At 47.6% G+C, this 16891-nt stretch carries 15 protein-coding genes; 3 read left to right on the top strand and 12 right to left on the bottom strand.

Annotated elements, in window-relative coordinates; all coding sequences use genetic code 11:
* Positions 1-35 precede the first annotated feature (35 nt).
* The gene (locus ACQ5BJ_RS13840) at positions 36-761 is read left to right on the top strand and encodes a glycerophosphodiester phosphodiesterase (RefSeq protein ID WP_005549027.1); all 726 of its coding nucleotides are present in this window, start codon (positions 36-38) and stop codon (positions 759-761) included.
* 107 nt (positions 762-868) lie between these two features.
* Here ACQ5BJ_RS13840 and ACQ5BJ_RS13835 read toward each other — a convergent pair whose 3' ends face one another.
* The 8 genes from ACQ5BJ_RS13835 to ACQ5BJ_RS13800 form a co-directional block, all read right to left on the bottom strand.
* Positions 869-1984, bottom strand: coding sequence for a sulfate ABC transporter substrate-binding protein (locus ACQ5BJ_RS13835; RefSeq protein WP_268621523.1), 1116 nt, complete (start codon positions 1982-1984; stop codon positions 869-871).
* A 20-nt stretch (positions 1985-2004) separates the two neighbouring features.
* The gene (locus ACQ5BJ_RS13830) at positions 2005-3156 is read right to left on the bottom strand and encodes a sulfate/molybdate ABC transporter ATP-binding protein (RefSeq protein WP_005549030.1); all 1152 of its coding nucleotides are present in this window, start codon (positions 3154-3156) and stop codon (positions 2005-2007) included.
* Positions 3157-3158: 2 nt separating this feature from the next.
* Positions 3159-3965 (bottom strand): sulfate ABC transporter permease subunit, encoded by an 807-nt coding sequence (locus tag ACQ5BJ_RS13825; protein ID WP_163978249.1) that lies wholly within the window; start codon positions 3963-3965, stop codon positions 3159-3161.
* A gap of 107 nt (positions 3966-4072) precedes the next feature.
* Positions 4073-4888, bottom strand: coding sequence for a sulfate ABC transporter permease subunit CysT (cysT, locus tag ACQ5BJ_RS13820; protein ID WP_005549034.1), 816 nt, complete (start codon positions 4886-4888; stop codon positions 4073-4075).
* A gap of 306 nt (positions 4889-5194) precedes the next feature.
* On the bottom strand, positions 5195-5821 hold the full coding sequence (locus ACQ5BJ_RS13815; protein ID WP_430110513.1) for a hypothetical protein: 627 nt from the start codon (positions 5819-5821) through the stop codon (positions 5195-5197).
* 334 nt (positions 5822-6155) lie between these two features.
* Entirely contained in the window at positions 6156-6758 is a 603-nt protein-coding gene (locus ACQ5BJ_RS13810; protein WP_289356320.1) for a TetR/AcrR family transcriptional regulator, read from the bottom strand.
* Between the two features lie 13 nt (positions 6759-6771).
* Complete coding sequence (locus ACQ5BJ_RS13805; RefSeq protein WP_005549039.1) at positions 6772-7404, bottom strand: YigZ family protein; 633 nt, start codon at positions 7402-7404, stop codon at positions 6772-6774.
* 101 nt (positions 7405-7505) lie between these two features.
* Positions 7506-8861, bottom strand: coding sequence for a glucose-6-phosphate isomerase (locus tag ACQ5BJ_RS13800; RefSeq protein WP_005549040.1), 1356 nt, complete (start codon positions 8859-8861; stop codon positions 7506-7508).
* 290 nt (positions 8862-9151) lie between these two features.
* Here ACQ5BJ_RS13800 and ACQ5BJ_RS13795 point away from each other — a divergent pair, with 290 nt between their 5' ends.
* The gene (locus tag ACQ5BJ_RS13795) at positions 9152-10051 is read left to right on the top strand and encodes an NAD(P)-dependent oxidoreductase (protein WP_005549041.1); all 900 of its coding nucleotides are present in this window, start codon (positions 9152-9154) and stop codon (positions 10049-10051) included.
* 146 nt (positions 10052-10197) lie between these two features.
* On the opposite strand, the gene rarD is transcribed toward ACQ5BJ_RS13795, so the two are convergent.
* The 4 genes from rarD to ACQ5BJ_RS13775 form a co-directional block, all read right to left on the bottom strand.
* The gene (rarD, locus tag ACQ5BJ_RS13790) at positions 10198-11151 is read right to left on the bottom strand and encodes an EamA family transporter RarD (protein ID WP_005549042.1); all 954 of its coding nucleotides are present in this window, start codon (positions 11149-11151) and stop codon (positions 10198-10200) included.
* 279 nt (positions 11152-11430) lie between these two features.
* Positions 11431-13449 carry a transketolase gene (gene tkt, locus ACQ5BJ_RS13785; RefSeq protein ID WP_268599800.1) on the bottom strand — a complete coding sequence of 673 codons (2019 nt, stop codon included), beginning with the start codon at positions 13447-13449 and terminating at the stop codon, positions 11431-11433.
* Between the two features lie 299 nt (positions 13450-13748).
* Positions 13749-14654, bottom strand: a complete 906-nt coding sequence (purU, locus tag ACQ5BJ_RS13780; protein WP_005549045.1) for a formyltetrahydrofolate deformylase — start codon at positions 14652-14654, stop codon at positions 13749-13751.
* 172 nt (positions 14655-14826) lie between these two features.
* The gene (locus ACQ5BJ_RS13775) at positions 14827-15945 is read right to left on the bottom strand and encodes a deoxyribonuclease IV (RefSeq protein WP_430110518.1); all 1119 of its coding nucleotides are present in this window, start codon (positions 15943-15945) and stop codon (positions 14827-14829) included.
* A gap of 443 nt (positions 15946-16388) precedes the next feature.
* Between ACQ5BJ_RS13775 and ACQ5BJ_RS13770 the strand changes: the two genes are divergently transcribed.
* Entirely contained in the window at positions 16389-16850 is a 462-nt protein-coding gene (locus tag ACQ5BJ_RS13770) for a hypothetical protein (protein ID WP_430110521.1), read from the top strand.
* Positions 16851-16891 lie beyond the last annotated feature (41 nt).

Below are 16891 nucleotides of genomic sequence, written 5' to 3'. Positions count from 1 at the left end.
AATACATTCGCTATCATGTAATAAGGAGGATTATCATGAGTTCCAATGCACGATTCAATGATGTTGAAATTGTTGCTCACCGCGGATATGCAGCGGTGCATCCCGAGAATACAATGGAAGCATTCCGCCGTTCCATCCAAATGGGCGCCGATACGTTAGAAATCGACGTACATCATTCGAAAGACGGCATCCCTGTCGTCATCCACGACGATTCGCTGGATCGGACGACGACCGGCACTGGGCGTATTCGCGAGAAGACGGTTGCCGAAATTCAACAAGTGGACGCTGGCAAGAAGTTCAGCCCTGAGTTCGCTGGCTGCAGAGTTCCCTTGCTGGAAGAAGTGCTCGACTTATGCGGGGGAAAAGTTGGACTTCAACTTGAACTGAAAGAGCACAACACAGAAGAAGAGCTGCAAGCTATCCTTCATTTGGTGAACCAATATGAAATGATGGAACGCACTACATTCATTTCTTTCTATCCAGACAATTTGCGCATTTTGCGTTCACTGAACGAAGACATTGAGCTTGCACTCCTGTCGAATGAGCCCGTTGACCTAAAAGCTCTGGCCGAACTGGGCAATGCAACCCTGCTCATACAGCTGTCAGCTGTGTTCAACCATCCGCAGCTCGTCGCCGATACGAAAACAGCCGGCGTTGGGCTAGGAGTTTGGACCGTGCGCAGCATGGAGGAAGCATATAAGCTTGTTGAGCTTGGAGTACGCAGATTGACGACCGACATTCCTTTGTACCGGGAAGGCTAAGCTTCTCTTCCATTGTCGCGACGCGAATACGATGAGTTTTTATTAAGACAGCATGTAAGCGCAGACCGCTCGAACGTATCGGGCAGCCTGCGCTTTTTCATCATGTTTTATTCAATTCCTGCTAACACCTGATACCAAATCCCCCTGCTGCTGTACAATGTCTCCCGTACATCCTTCCATCCCCCCATATCTTCGATATGGAACAAGCCCTCAGGAATGGGATAGACCTCGGCAGTCTCCTGTGCAACTTGCTCATTCACCGGTCGGAATCCCGCTTCTGCGAATATGCGCTGTGCCTTAGGCTCACGCAAATAAGCTACAAGCGCTTGAGCAGCCTCCTCTACTTGGTGCTTCTTCGCATAGTGCTCAACCACAACCGCTGGATTCTCAACCAGGATGGTGTGCTTCGGCAGGATCATTTCATAGGGAACCCCCTCGCGCTTGCGGGATAGTATCTCATTTTCATAAGTGACGATTGCATCTCCGACACCATATTCGAATGCCGCCATTGAAGCACGGCCGCTCTTATCTAATGACAGCACATTGTGATGGACACGCATCAGCAGTTGTTTGGCGAACTTTGGCCCATTCTCGCCTTGTTCAGCGGCCATCTTCAGACCTGCCCCATATATCGCATTAATATCCCATTGGGCTCCACCAGACGTTTTGGGATTCGGATACAGAACATTGACCCCCTCAAGAGTCAAATCCAACCAATCCTGTATCCCGAGCGGATTGCCCTTGCGCGTGCCAATGACCACAACAGACCGAGTGACCATGCCGTGATAAGTGTCCTGATCCTTCCATTCCGGCTTAATCAGCTTTGCTCCTACAAGCTTATCAATGTCACCTTCCATTGCAAGAAGCGCCACATCCGCTTCCATGCCTCCGGCTATCGCTCTTGCCTGTGTGCCCGAAGCTTCGTAGGACTCTTGAAATACAATCTTCTTCCCCGTCCTTGCTTCCCAATCCGCAGCAAATTCCGGCAATATACGGCCAAGCGCATCCTTCACGACCGAATATGCACCAATCACAAGTGTAACTGTATCCTTATCAGCAGTAGATATTTGCTGAACAGGCAAGCCACTATCCGCCCCATTCACGTTTGGAGCATCCGCCCCATTGCTGCACCCCGTCAACATCACCAAAAGAGAGAGCATCCATACAGCCGTCAATCGAGCTGTCCATGCTATCGCTCTGAATCGAATCAGGCGTACTCTCATTCCCGTGCCTCCATTTGTGTTTAAATGTGAACCGGCATCGGGTCTTCTTTTAACGCATTTTCCACTACCCAACTGCGCCCCTCCTCGAACAGATAGACACGATGGACGAGCACATGTACCCAATCTCCTGTCTGCAGCATTGGTTTTTCTAATGAGCGATACGTCTTCAGTATCATATCGCCCACTTCAATGGCCACCATCCATTCACTGCCACGAAATTGTAGCGACTTTACCGTACCATGCACACATGCGGATGCCATCATCAATTCGCCAGGCAATCCAACCTCAATATATTCGGGGCGAATAAGCGCCTTGAATGCTGCATCTTGAAGGGATGTATCCCGATCGTATTGAGGTTCTAAGCTGATGTGTGCAGAAGCAGAAATATTTGAAGAAGGGCTGCCTGACTGATGCAGCGATAAGGTCTCGAAGCCTCGCAAAGAGTCAAAATCTGAAATAATCGTTGATTCTCCAATAAATTCGGCCACGAAAGGTGTGTTTGGAGATTGATAAATATCCCAAGGTGTTCCTTTCTGTTCGACTCTCCCTTGATTGATGATCATAATTTCATCAGCAACCTCAATGGCCTCATCCTGATCATGGGTTACGAAGATGGACGTAATCCCAACCCGTTCAATTAACTCCCGCAGCCAGCTGCGCAGTTCCTTGCGAATCTTAGCATCAATCGCAGCGAACGGCTCATCCAGCAGCAGCAGCTGAGGCTCTGGCGCCAAGGCGCGTGCAAAGGCGACTCGCTGCCGTTGGCCCCCGGACAATTGATGCGGATACCTGCGCTCCACACCAGTCAGTTCGATAAGCTCCAGCAGCTCCGTGACCCGCTCGCGAATGCGCGCCTTAGGCCATTTTTGAATGTTCAGCCCGAAGGCAATATTGTCATAAACCGTCATATGCTTGAACAATGCATACTGTTGAAATACGAAACCGATACCGCGCTGCTGGGGCGGAATCTCATTCATCCGCTTCCCTTGAAATCTAATCTCACCGCTGTCTGGTTGCTCCAAGCCAGCAAGCATGCGCAATACGGAAGTTTTCCCGCCGCCGCTAGGTCCAAGCAAGCCTATAAGCTGTCCTGCTTCAATGGAGAAGTTAACATCGCGCACCGCATGATACGATCCGAACCATTTGTTGAGCTGATTTACCTCAATATGCATCGTCAATGCACTCCTTTGCGACCTGCATGACGCTTCGCCCATTCCATGACGAGCAGCAGGATGATGGAACTACATACAAGCACAAGTGCCAAGCTACTGGCAGCCGCAATGTTGAAGTTCTCCACGTCTTGATACACTAATGTAGTTGCTGTCTGTGTTTTGTTCATGATATTGCCGGACACGACAAGAATGGCGCCGAATTCCCCGAGGGAACGGGCAACGGTCAGCACGATTCCATAGATGACTCCCCAACGAATCGAAGGCCATGTAACCTTCCAGAAGGTAGTCCAATCATACGCGCCGAGTGTAGATGCCGCCTCCTCCTGCTGCGTCCCTATTTCTTGAAGAACAGGAATAACTTCACGGATTAGCAGCGGGAACGTCACAAACAAAGTGGCAAGCACCATACCCGGAAACGCGTATACGATCTGAAATCCCATGTCTGCGAATAGTGTGCCAATCACTGTCTGGGGCCCTAACAAAAGCACAATCATAAATCCGCCAATGATCGGAGACACCGCAAAAGGAAGATCAATGATGGCATTAAGCAAACGACGAGCGAGCCCGCTCATCCAGTTCCCTCTTACCAGTACAATGGACAGCCATACTCCAAAGATGGCATTTAGCACAGTCACAACCGCTACAACAGCGGCTGTAACGCCAAGTGCATGAAGAGCCTCTGGTCTGCTAAGCGAAGCGAGAGCCGAGCTCCAGCCGCCTTGGAAGGCACCCAGACACATTTGCAGTAAGGGAGAGATAAGCAGGGTGAAAAATACAGCGTACGTTAATAAAATGAGAAGCAGCTGCATCTTGGAGCGTGAATGAGATGAATGTGAAGCTGCAGTTAATGACGAGGCGGTCAAGAAGAGTTGCTGTTCTGTATATGATTTGGACTGGTGATTAGAAGTACGCTGTTTCATGATGGGTTCCTCCGGTTCTGTATCCAATGAATCGCCCACAGGAATAGAAAAGATAACGTCAGCAATAAGATAGACACGACAGCTGCTGCTTGGGGATGATCACTTTCTATTTCGCCGAAAATGTACACCGATGCAACAAGTGTTTTTCCTGGAATATTCCCAGCTACAAGCACGACTGCTCCGAACTCTGCCATCGCTCGGGAGAAAGCCAGCATAGCCCCGCTTACGATACCTGGACGCATGCGCGGCAGTGTGACGTGAAGGAACGTGTGCATACGAGAAGCTCCCAGCGTATAAGAAGCCTCTTCTTCAGACCGATCTGCTTCCTCCAATAGCGGCTGAACCGCTCGAATGACAAAAGGGAAGGTGACGAATACCATGGCCACGACAATTGCGGGCTCTGCAAATACGATTCTCCATCCCATTGACTCCGCCAGACGGCCAATGAAGCTTCCTGGTCCGAGCAGCAGCAGAATCATGAGCCCCCCGACAGCAGTCGGAAGTGCAAATGGAAGATCAACCAAGCTGTTCAACCACGCTCGCCCGACAAAACGGTACCGGTGGAGCACCCATGCCGACATCGTCCCGATGACGACATTGATGGCTGTAGCAATGAATGCAAGACGGAACGTAAATACGACTGACTGCCACGCAAGCGGCTCGATAAGACTGTCTACAAATGTCCCCCAACCTCCATAGAACGATTGGGCGTAAATACCTCCGAGAGGAATTACAACCAGTAAAAATACGTATAGAAGCAGCGTGGTTCGAAACCCCCACAACGCTCCGCGATAGCGCAGTACTGCGTTCACCTTCGTACCCCCATTTACGTGATCTCACGCCTTATGCTTATTATTCCAACTTCTTTACTAGGTAATTGTTTTCATCACTTTACCAAAAAATAACGGACATCGTCAATACCTAAGATTTGAAAAGCATACTCTCGCTTATCCAATTTGTAAGTGAACCTTATGCAACTTATTCGAAACCCTTATGATAGGTGATAACCCATTTTTGCGTTATTGAGACGTTGATCCTTGGCCCATCTCATACTAAAGAACTGTTCACACATAATAAAAAGCCCGCCGATGGCATTGCCAGCATCTGACGGACTTCCATTAGGAATGTATCCACTTTTTAAAGAAGGTGACCCTCTTCTGCTCCGCATTCATGCGAATGACATACCGCATTCCCAGCTCTGCATCCTGAAATAGAAAGATCCCTTTTTCCTTGTTCTTTTCATTCAAGACGTGGAGAGTACGTTCATTTGCTCGCAGCCGTTCCACAATGAACGATTGCGCCTTCTCCTGAAGCTCTGACACCTCATTTTCTTCTCTATCCAAGCCTATTGAAGGCATCAATAAACCGAGCTTAAATAGTTCTCTTGTCTTCAGATTTACCTCACCATAAAAACCGCTAATGCCATTCTTCCGCTCCCCAATGTCCTGAAGTGTGGCAATAAAGGTCACATGCCCTTCATCAGGCTTCGTATTATCCTGGTTAGCGTAATATTTCGAGAATCCGCAAATCAGGTTCCAATCCTGTTCGCTGATGGAAATATCATATAAATTGCGGAGGCCTTCCTTCGCAACTTGAAAGACCTTCTCTTTATTGAGTGACTTCTCTTTTCCATAATCGGTAACGACCTGATTAACCTTGTTGTAGGTATGCTGAACGGCCTGTCCGCATCCTGCCAACAGCCAGCTGATCGACATGACCGCCAGCAGCAGCGCTGCCTTCTTCATGATCTATCTACCCCACTTCATTCCAACGATATGGTTAGACTCCTTCTATGTCTATTCCCCCACATCTATTACTTTACATGAAGTTCGCAGAATGAGCATCTGATTCTGATGACAATTCTTCTTACAATATTGTCACTATTCCAGCAACATACAAAAAAGTAATATACGCTGTCTTGCTTTACTATAGAAAAGCCTCCTTACGTCCGATTACCTGCTTGCATTCATGCCAGTAACCTTGAGCTGGGCTACTGTCACGATGTGCGCCGAATGGAAACGTGAGAAGGCTTCTTTTTAATTCAAAAACATAGGATTCCAAGTTGTGAATGATTACGCTTTACGCCGTCTGTGCCGAATCCAGCGTTCTGCGGCATAAGAAACGAACATGGGCTAACGCCGCAGGTTTCACCTCATCATAGGTGACTTGATCTTGAATGTAAAAGGAGATGAATCCATGCATGGCAAGAAAAATACTTCGTGGGATATTATGCCGTTCCTGTTCCGTATGAATGCTGCTCGCGAGCGTCTGTCTAACGATCGTCGAGAACATTTCTAAGCAGCGACCTTGTTCTGAGCGAGCGTACGCGAGCAATTCTTCATCCCGCGTCATGAACATAATTTCATAATGGTGCGGCTGTTCAAGACCAAAGCGGATGAATTCCAGCATCACCTGTTCCATCTTCGACAGCCCATCCGAAGGAGCCTGAACCATAACACGTTCGAACAACCGTCCCAAGCGCTTGAAATCTTCCTGAACTAGCGCGTAGAACAGTTCTGCCTTGTCTTTGAAATGATAATAAAGCGATCCGTGGCTATACCCTAATTGTTGGCCGATACTTCGCATGGAGATCGCGCGGTATCCTTTCGTGACAAACAAGTGGCGCGCTACTTCCAAGATGCGCTCTCGCGATAGCTCTTGATCCACTGCTTTTCTTGGCATAGAGGTTGTCTCCTTATTCCCCTTCGATATAGTAGATAGGCTCTCCCTTCCGAATGACGGCCTGACCTTGCGTCAAATCCGTAATCCACGCCATAAACCGCTCTGTTTCCGACACGACGGGCAAACACGTCAATGTCACTTTGTCGGTAAATTGCGTTTCCCCCATCCTTGTCTCTTTATTTCTCAGCTCATTCTCAAGCTTGCCAAGCCAAGTATAATCAATTTCAACAAACACTTCTTGATGCAGCACCTTCACAATCGCATCCGCTGCTTCAATCGCAGCAACAGCCCCATCTGTATACGCGCGAATCAAGCCGCCTGCTCCAAGCAGAATTCCCCCGAAATATCGAGTTACAACGATGGCAGTGTTCTTCAGACCTTGATTCTTGATTACTTCCAAGATGGGTTTGCCAGCAGTGCCGCTAGGTTCCCCGTCATCAGACGCCTTCTGAATTTCATCGCGTTCGCCAATGACGTAAGCGGAGCAATTGTGCGTGGCATTCCAATGCTGCTTCTTCATTTCTTCTATAAAAGCAATCGCCTCTTCCTCGTTGGCAACTGGCTTGCCATAACCGATAAAGCGCGACTTCTTGATGACGATTTCTTTGCTGCCGAATTGGCGCACCGTCTTATATTGTTCCAGCATGAAGATTCACCTTCCGAGATTGCCAAGAAAGCAGCCCCCCATGTCGGAGAACTGCTTTCACGGCTTGTTGCCTATCTAAGCTGATAACTCATGCCGCCCGCTTATTCGGACAATCTTGCTTCCAATTCTGCTTTTTGAGCTTCATATCCTGGTTTGCCGAGCAAGGCGAACATATTTTTCTTGTATGCTTCCACCCCTGGCTGATCGAACGGATTAACTCCGAGCAGATAGCCGCTGATGCCGCATGCTTTTTCAAAGAAGTATACCAAATATCCGAACGAATATGGCGTCATGTCAGGAATCGTCACGACCAAGTTCGGTACGTTACCATCTGTATGTGCCAGCAAAGTGCCTTGGAATGCCTTCTTGTTCACGAAGTCGACTGTCTTGCCTGCTAGGAAATTCAAGCCGTCCAAATCGTCAGCATCCTCTTGAATCGTGATGTGATGCTTCACTTCTTCCACTTGAATAACCGTTTCGAACAGGTTGCGAGTCCCTTCTTGAATGAACTGTCCCATCGAGTGAAGATCAGTCGAGAAGTCAACTGAGGATGGGTAGATCCCCTTGTTGTCTTTCCCTTCGCTCTCGCCGAACAGTTGCTTCCACCATTCCGACACATAGTGAAGGGATGGCTCATAGTTCACGAGAATTTCAGTTGTTTTGCCCTTGCGATAAAGAGCATTGCGTGCTGCTGCGTATTGGTAGCTAAGGTTCTCTTCGACATTCGGATTGCTGAATTCTTCCGAAGCATCTCTAGCACCTTGCATCATCTCGTCGATATCAATGCCAGCGACTGCGATTGGCAATAGGCCAACCGGCGTCAATACGGAGTAGCGGCCGCCTACATCATCAGGAATGATGAATGTCTCATAGCCTTCCGCCGTTGCCAGCGTCTTCAGTGCGCCCTTCTCGCGATCCGTTGTAGCGAAAATACGGTTCTTCGCTTCTTCCTTGCCGTACTTCTTCTCCAGCAATTCTTTGAAGATACGGAATGCAATAGCAGGCTCTGTCGTTGTCCCCGACTTGGAGATAACATTGATCGAGAAATCCTTGCCTTCGATCAATTGCATCAAGTGAGTCATATAAGTCGAGCTAATGTTATTGCCTGCGAAATAAATTTCAGGCGTGTTGCGCTTGTCCTTCGGAAGCATGTTATAGAAGGAATGGCTCAACATTTCAATCGCTGCGCGTGCTCCCAAATAGGAACCGCCAATTCCGATAACGATAAGCACATCAGAATTCGCTTGAATGCGCTTAGCTGCCGCTTGAATGCGCGCGAATTCCTCTTTATCATATGCGGAAGGTAGATCAATCCAGCCTAGATAATCAGAACCGGCTCCTGACTTATTATGTAATTGCTCATGCGCTAAGCGAATGGGCTCTTTAAAATAATCAATTTCATGCTGACTTACGAACGTCAACGCCTTGCTGTAATCAAAGTGCACTTTTTTTGCCATCGTACACCCTCCTCGAGTATTGGTTGACTTTGCCACTTTACCCCACGAAAATCAATATAGTCATAGGATACTGGATTTTGGACGGAAACACAAGGGAACGCGTTTCATTGGAATGGATTACACGATAAAATAAATTTATAACATTGCGCAATTTTGCATATGAATACGCTGTCACCCCCCTTCTTTCAAACATGGCATACCTGATTTCTTGTCCCCGCCACTGACAAATATGATACACTAACATCATCGAAATCATTCGAATCATTCACAGTGCGAGAGGATGAGAGGCAATGAAGGCAGCGGTACTTGGATTAGGCACGATGGGTGCGCCGATGGCGGCCAATCTGCTAGGTAAAGGATTCGAAGTGACGGTGTACAATCGCTCCAAGGAGAAAACGATTCCGTTAGTTGAGCAAGGAGCTCATGCAGCGGATCTGCCGCGAGCGGCTGCTGAGCAGTCCGATATCATAATCACAATGGTTAGTGACGATTCTTCCATTGAAGCGATCTACTACGGTGATGATGGCGTACTCGCCGGCGTTCGCAGCGGACAAGTCATCGTCGACTGCAGCACAATATCCCCTTCACTTGTCCAGCGTCTTGCAGCAGCATGCGCCGAGCGTGGCGCGCAGTTCCTAGATGCTCCAGTAACAGGCAGCAAGCCTGCAGCGGTCGAGGGAACACTCGTCTTTATGGTGGGCGGTGAAGATTCTGCTCTTCAGCGAGCTATGCCTGTATTGGAAGCGATGGGACGGATGATCGTCCATATGGGCCCAAACGGCAGCGGTTCCATTACGAAGCTTGCCCATAACACGATTGTCGGCATCAATAATGCCGCTCTAGCGGAAGGCTTTGCAATGGTATCCAAGGCTGGCGTGAACCCAGAAGCATTCCTTCAGGTAGTTCGCAATGGCAGTGCAGGAAGCAAGGCAGCCGAACTTAAGGGTGAGAAAATTATCGCAGGCAACTTCGACAATCAATTCTCTTTGCAATTGATGCTCAAGGATTTGAAGCTTGCCTCCGTACTGACAGACGCGATGCAAACGCCAACACCTATGCTGGAGCTTGCAAAGAGTCTATTCCAAATGGGACAAACAGCGGGCTATGGTGAAGAGGATTTATGTTCGCTTGTGAAAATATACGAGCAATGGATCGGCCATCCAATTGGGCATAACCGTGAAAAACAATGACCTAGCTCCTTTAAAAGGCGCTTTAATAGGAACACGATGACAAAGGGAGTGCACGTATATTTCGGCGCTCCCTTCCTATTTTCACCATGCATTCTGCATTCCTTCTACTCGGTTGATTGATTTCAACGCTTACAAGCACCTCATTTTTACGATGCAGTAGATGCGCTCCCCGTAGAATTCCCTGCCTGTGAGACTTCCTTAGAAGCTTGAGCATTTGCACGGATCCTCGAAATCGAAAATACGACTAATGCAACCCAAATGAGTGAAAATGCAAGAAATTGAGGAGTCGTGAACGCTTCACCGAACGCGAACAAACCAAGCAGCAGCATAATGGTTGGTGCAATATATTGCAGAAAACCCACAAGTGTGAACGATATTCGCTTCGCACCCGTTGCAAACAATAGCAGCGGAATAGCCGTTACAACTCCCGCCCCTATGAGCAGCATAATAATCGAACTGTCTTTGTCCCACAACGGTGTGCCACTCGGATTGAAGAAAAACAGAAAAATGAGCGCAAAAGGCGTCATAATTAAGGTTTCTACCGTCAATCCAGTCCAAGGACCTACAGACACCTTCTTTTTAATGAGCCCATAACAGCTGAACGTTGTCGCTAAGGTCAACGCCGCCCAAGGAAAGCTGCCGTAATATACCGTCAGACACACAACCCCTGCTGCTGCAATCCCAACAGCTGACCATTCTGCTTTCGTCAATTTTTCCTTTAGGAAAAATGTCGCAAGAAAAACATTAAGCAATGGGTTGATGTAATAACCAAGGCTTGCTTCTACCACGTGCGCACTTTCGACTGCGAAAATATACACGAGCCAGTTGATGCTTATCAAAATGGAAGCCGCAATAATACTAATTGTCTGCTTCTTATTTGCGAGCAACTGTTTGATTTCTGACGCAGTAGCTCTCCATTTTCCCAATAGCGCCAACAGGATAATCATGAATACTAATGACCAAATAATCCGATGAGCTAATACCTCTGCTGCCGGCACAGAACCAAGCAGCTTCCAATAAATCGGGAGGAACCCCCAAATAATGTAGGACAGCCCGGCAGCTGCGATACCGGTCGCATAATGACTTTGCTTCTGTTTCACTCGACTACTCCTCGCCCTAACCATAATAATTTGTATATATAAATTTTATTATATCAGTTCAGACACAAAAATAGGATGATATTAACAAATCTTATTAAAAACATTACGAACAAGGCCGCAACAACGGGAATTCTAATTACTTGCACCCGTTAGGCGGCCTTGTTCATTACCGAGTTCTCCAACTGAATAAGAGAAGGAACCCGATTGCTCTCTATCTAATTTGTACTTAACAGGACTGAATTCCCACCGTCAAGTATTTTGGTTCCATGATATCGGGTATTACAGCAATGCCTTAACACGGCTTACCACGTTTTCTACAGTGAAGCCATACTCGCTGATGACACGGTCTCCAGGAGCAGAAGCACCGAATGTAGAAATGCCAATGATGTCGCCTTGGTCTCCTACATAACGCTCCCAGCCGAATGGAGAAGCCATTTCAATCGCAAGACGAGCCTTCACATCTGGAAGCAATACGGAATCTTTATATTCCTTCGATTGCTTCTCGAACAAATCCCAACTCGGCATGCTGATAACACGTACATGGATGCCCTCTTCAGCCAATGCTTGTTGAGCGCGCACAGCCAATTGAACTTCCGATCCTGTCGCAATAATTTGCGCTTGAGGCTTGCCATCCTTCGCATCGGATACCACGTAAGCGCCGCGAGCAACGCCTTCGCGAGATGCTGTTACGCCGCCTTCCAAGATAGGCAAGTTCTGACGTGTCAGAACAAGCACGACTGGGTTCGATTGGTTCTGCAGCGTGTAAGCCCATGCTGCAGAAGTCTCATTTGCATCAGCAGGACGGATAACCGTCACATTTGGGATAATACGCACAGACGCGAGCTGTTCGATAGGCTCATGGGTAGGGCCATCTTCACCAACTGCGATACTGTCATGCGTCAACACATATGTTACTGGCAATCCCATCAATGCGGACAAGCGAACAGCCGGACGCAAGTAGTCAGTAAATACGAAGAATGTACCGCCGAATACCTTTACACCGCTGTGCAATGCCATACCGTTCATTGCTGCTGCCATTGCGAATTCACGCACACCGAAGTAAATATTGCGGCCGTCATATTGACCAGGACGGAACGCTGGAAGGTCGTTCAGGTGCGTCATTGTGGAGCTTTCCAAGTCAGCAGAGCCGCCTGTCAGGTTCGGAACGTTCTTTGCAAGACCGTTCAAGGCATTACCGGATGCTACGCGAGTGGACAATGCTTTGTCTCCTGCCGCATATGCCGGAAGATCTTTATCCCAGCCCTCAGGAAGCTGTCCGCTAATCGCAGTTTCGAATTGTTTCGCAAGCTCAGGGTAAGCAGCTTGATAAGCTTGGAACATTTTGTCCCACTCTTCGTTCGCCTTTACGCCCTTCTGCTTTACATTTGTATCGAAGTGACTGTAAACCTCTTCAGGCACGAAGAAGTCTTCATGTCCCCACTTATAGAATTCCTTCGTCAGCTTCGTCTCTTCAGCGCCGAGTGGAGATCCGTGTGTACCGCCATGTCCACCCTTGCCTTGCTTATTCGGGCTTCCGTATCCGATAACTGTCTTCACTTCGATCAATGTCGGCTTACTTGGATCCTGTTTTGCCGTCTCAACTGCTTGCGCAATTGCTGCAAGGTCGTTGCCGTCTTTAACCAGCAACGTGTTCCAGCCGTAAGCTTCGTAGCGTTGACGAACGTTCTCGCTGAAGGACAGGCCGGATTCGCCATCCAATGTAATATCGTTCGAGTCGTAAAGTACAACTAATTTACCTAATTTCAAGTGACCTGCAAGCGATGCTGCTTCACTAGCAACGCCCTCCATCATATCTCCATCACCGCAAATTACAAACGTATGATGATCAACAACAGAATAGCCGTCACGGTTATATGTTGCACCGAGTTGTGCTTCTGCCATAGCCATACCTACTGCCATTGCAATCCCTTGTCCAAGTGGACCAGTTGTTGCATCTACACCAGCTGTATGTCCAAACTCCGGGTGACCTGGAGTTTTGCTACCCCATTGACGGAAATTCTTGATTTCTTCCATAGGAAGGTCGTATCCGCTAAGGTGAAGAAGGCTGTACAGCAGCATGGAACCATGTCCAGCTGAGAGCACGAAACGGTCACGGTTAATCCATGTAGGATTGATAGGATTGTGCGTCATTGCCTTGGCGAACAAATGGTACCCCATAGGAGCGGCACCCATAGGCATGCCCGGGTGACCCGATTTCGCTTTTTCAATGGCATCGATGGCAAGTGTTCGAATCGCCGCCACCGATAGCTCGTCAATATTCATTTGGTTTGCAGTCATTGATGATTTCCTCCTTGTCCAACTCATCACAAGCTGAAAGCTATACAGAACAAATGAAAATGCGTAAATACTTAGCTTGTACGCTGTGCTCTATTTTGCATTCATTGTATCATTACTACCCTATTCGATGCTACTTTAACGTGTGAAAAGCTATGGATATTTAGATATAGTATATCCGAACTTCATGCTTAGCTTATCAGCGGGTCTTGGATCAGGCCTTGCCCGCTGGCCAAATAATAAAAGAAAGCTGTTCCAGCCGCAGAATCATCTGCAGCCGGCAACAGCCAGCACAACATCATCTAATTAAACACGACCGTCTTGTTTTGGTATACGAGAATCCGATCCTCAATGTGCCAATGCACGGCGCGTGCAAGTACAACGCGTTCAATCGTTCTGCCGATTCGCTTCAGTTCATTCACATCCGCACGATGCGTCACTCGCTGTACGTCCTGTTCAATGATTGGTCCGCCATCGAGCTCTTCTGTTACATAATGTCCTGTTGCCCCGATCAGCTTCACACCGCGGTTGTACGCTTGTTGATACGGCTTGCCGCCAACGAATGCCGGCAGGAAGGAATGATGAATATTTATTATTTGGTTCGGGTATTTCTCGATGAATTTCGGTGAAATGATTTGCATATAACGAGCTAATACAATCAGGTCAACCTTACCCTCTACAGCATCCAACTGCTTGCGCTCCGCCTCCGGCTTATTGTTCGGGTCCACCGGGATATGAACATAAGGAATGCCGAAAGACTCTACATATTCCTTCATATCAGGATGATTGCTTACGACCATCGCGATCTCTGCATCCAGATCACCAGCCTGCCACTGCCACAACAGTTCAACCAGACAATGATCCTCTTTCGATACGAAAATCGCTATACGCTTCTTCTTGCTCACACGAGAAATACGCCACTGCATATTGAACTCTGATGCAATGGACTCGAATTCCGACTCCACTTGTGACAGCTTGCCATCCAGCTGCTCCATATCGAATTCAATGCGCATGAAGAACATGCCGCCTTCTGGATCCATCGTATATTGGTCGGATTGGACAATATTCGCTCCATGCTCATACAAAAATTTAGATACAGCAGATACGATCCCTGCCCGATCTGGACATGAGATCAGCATTCGTGCGCGATTGCGCGATTGTTCCCCAGCTTGTTGAAGGGCGTGAACCATCGTGTGTTGGTGGGTCATCTTCGTTTCTCCTCCATGAATGAGCGTTGCTTCCTGCAGTCTTTACATCGATTTCACATCATGAATATCATTTGCATCATACTCTCTGTCTTCATGCTTCATTCGTGCCTATCCAATCGAATCATAACAGCTGATGTTCTCGCATCTATACTTTACATACAAGCTATGATGGTTATTTCCAAGCAGCCTGTCCAGCTAAGCAAGCCGTTAGACGCTGGTTAATCTCTTCCTCAGACAGGTCTGGGAATAGATTTGCCTCGCCAACCATATCATACAGCCGCTCCATCGGCTCGCGCGGATCAGCCTTTCGAGCTTTCGCATCTTTTTTAAGTACATCCCATGTCGCCAATACGAACTCACGCGGGGCGATATCCTGTCCCTTGAAGAAATGCTCCAGACGCTCCACATCCTGGATAAATTCTGAACCAAGGCGCTCCACATCGCCGCGAAGGAGAGCGATCTCTGCTTCGTACATCGGACGCTGCTTCTTCGAGTCTTTCCCGATCCACGGCGTCTCCAAAATAAATGGTCTGCCTGCAAGTTTCTCATGATGCACGATGCGTTGAATCGCCTCAAAGCCAATCATTCCAGATCCTAGCGAGGCGTGACGGTCTTTCCCAGCTCCGAGTGGATTTTTACTGTCGTTGATATGCACAATCGCAATGCGATCCAGACCTACTATGCGGTCAAATTGCTCCAAAACACCATCAACATCATTGACGATATCGTAACCAGCATCATGAGTATGGCATGTGTCAAAACATACAGTTAGGCGATGATTATCCTCAACCTTCTCAATAATCGAGGCAATTTCCTCGAAGCTCCGGCCAATCTCTGTCCCTTTGCCAGCCATCGTTTCCAGAGCAATATTGACGTCTGTATCTTTCGTATTGCTCAGTACCTCGTTCAAGCCCTCTGCGATCCGGTTGATGCCAAACTCAGCATCTTTGTCGGTATAAGCACCTGGGTGAAGCACAATATTTTTCACACCAATGCAGTCTGTGCGCCGAATTTCTTCTTGGAGGAAATTAACGGCCAGCTCAAACGTATCCGGCTTGTACGATCCAAGGTTAATAATGTACGGCGCGTGCACTACAATTTCTCCAATGCCGTGCTTCTCCATCAGTTCCTTGCCTTCTTCAATATAGAGCGATTCAATTGGCTTGCGGCGCGTATTCTGTGGCGCTCCAGTATATATCATGAATGAGCTTGACCCATAGGATACTGCTTCCTTCGTTGCAGTCAACAGCCCTTTATCGGAAAATGAAACGTGTGATCCAATTTTCAGCATGTAATTGCTCCTTTCAAAATCATTTCCCCTTATTCTACAAGGATTATCGAAATAAAGCTAGGCAACGTCGATATCGTTAAGGAACCTTTGCAAAAACGCTGTAATGGTGCGTTTTTTTAGATTTTTGCGTGAGCACGTTTAGTCAAAGGATAGCACGGTTTAGCATCGTTTTTGTGGGAAGGTGGCATGGAGCACTCCATCTCGAATTTGACGAACAATTATATACCTCTGCGTAATCTCACCATGTCTATCTGAATAAGAAACCATGACTCTAATTATGGTAAAACAATCCAGTTTCAGGTAGCGCCTAAATTAAAGCGCCGTCGAATTCTATCCTCTCGGCTCATTAGCTCTTTAATAGAGTTACCTGTTGACTACCCTTTACGTTTTGGTTAAGATTGTCATGTAATCAAATTCCATATTTTAGGAGGATACTGCTGTTAATGAAAAAATTTGTTGCATTAACCATTGCAGCAACTCTGTCACTAACAGGACAAGTTGTACAGGCGGCTCCACAGGCAGCTCCGGCCTCTGCAGAATCTACAAATTCAGCAGAGAAACAGTCTCCACCACCAGACACGAAATACATTGAACATGTTCTGTTGTGGAGTACAGGCGGGTACAATTACTTCGAGGTATCCATCAGGGAAGTCGAAACGAACAGAGAAATAGCTCACCAAAAAGTTTATCCCACAGACCGTTTCCAAACAAAATTCAACATCAATAATTCCCTTTTAGTTGAGGGAAATAGCTATCGCATTAATATTAGCGCTTTTAACGATCGCATAAAACCGCCTCGCCCAATTGCTAGAGGAAATCTCAATTATAAAGTTAATAAGCTGTACACATACAAAGATGGCGAAACAGCACAAATCAATATTGATCTGAAAAGAGTACTATGGTAGAAACCCTTAGAGCCGCCATGGCTAAACCTTGGCGGCTCTAT

This window comes from Paenibacillus sp. B1-35, from assembly GCF_050474385.1.
GTDB classification, from domain to species: Bacteria; Bacillota; Bacilli; order Paenibacillales; family Paenibacillaceae; genus Paenibacillus_B; species Paenibacillus_B alvei.
The sequence above is the reverse complement of the archived record's forward strand: the minus strand, read 5'-3'. Positions and strand labels throughout refer to the sequence as shown.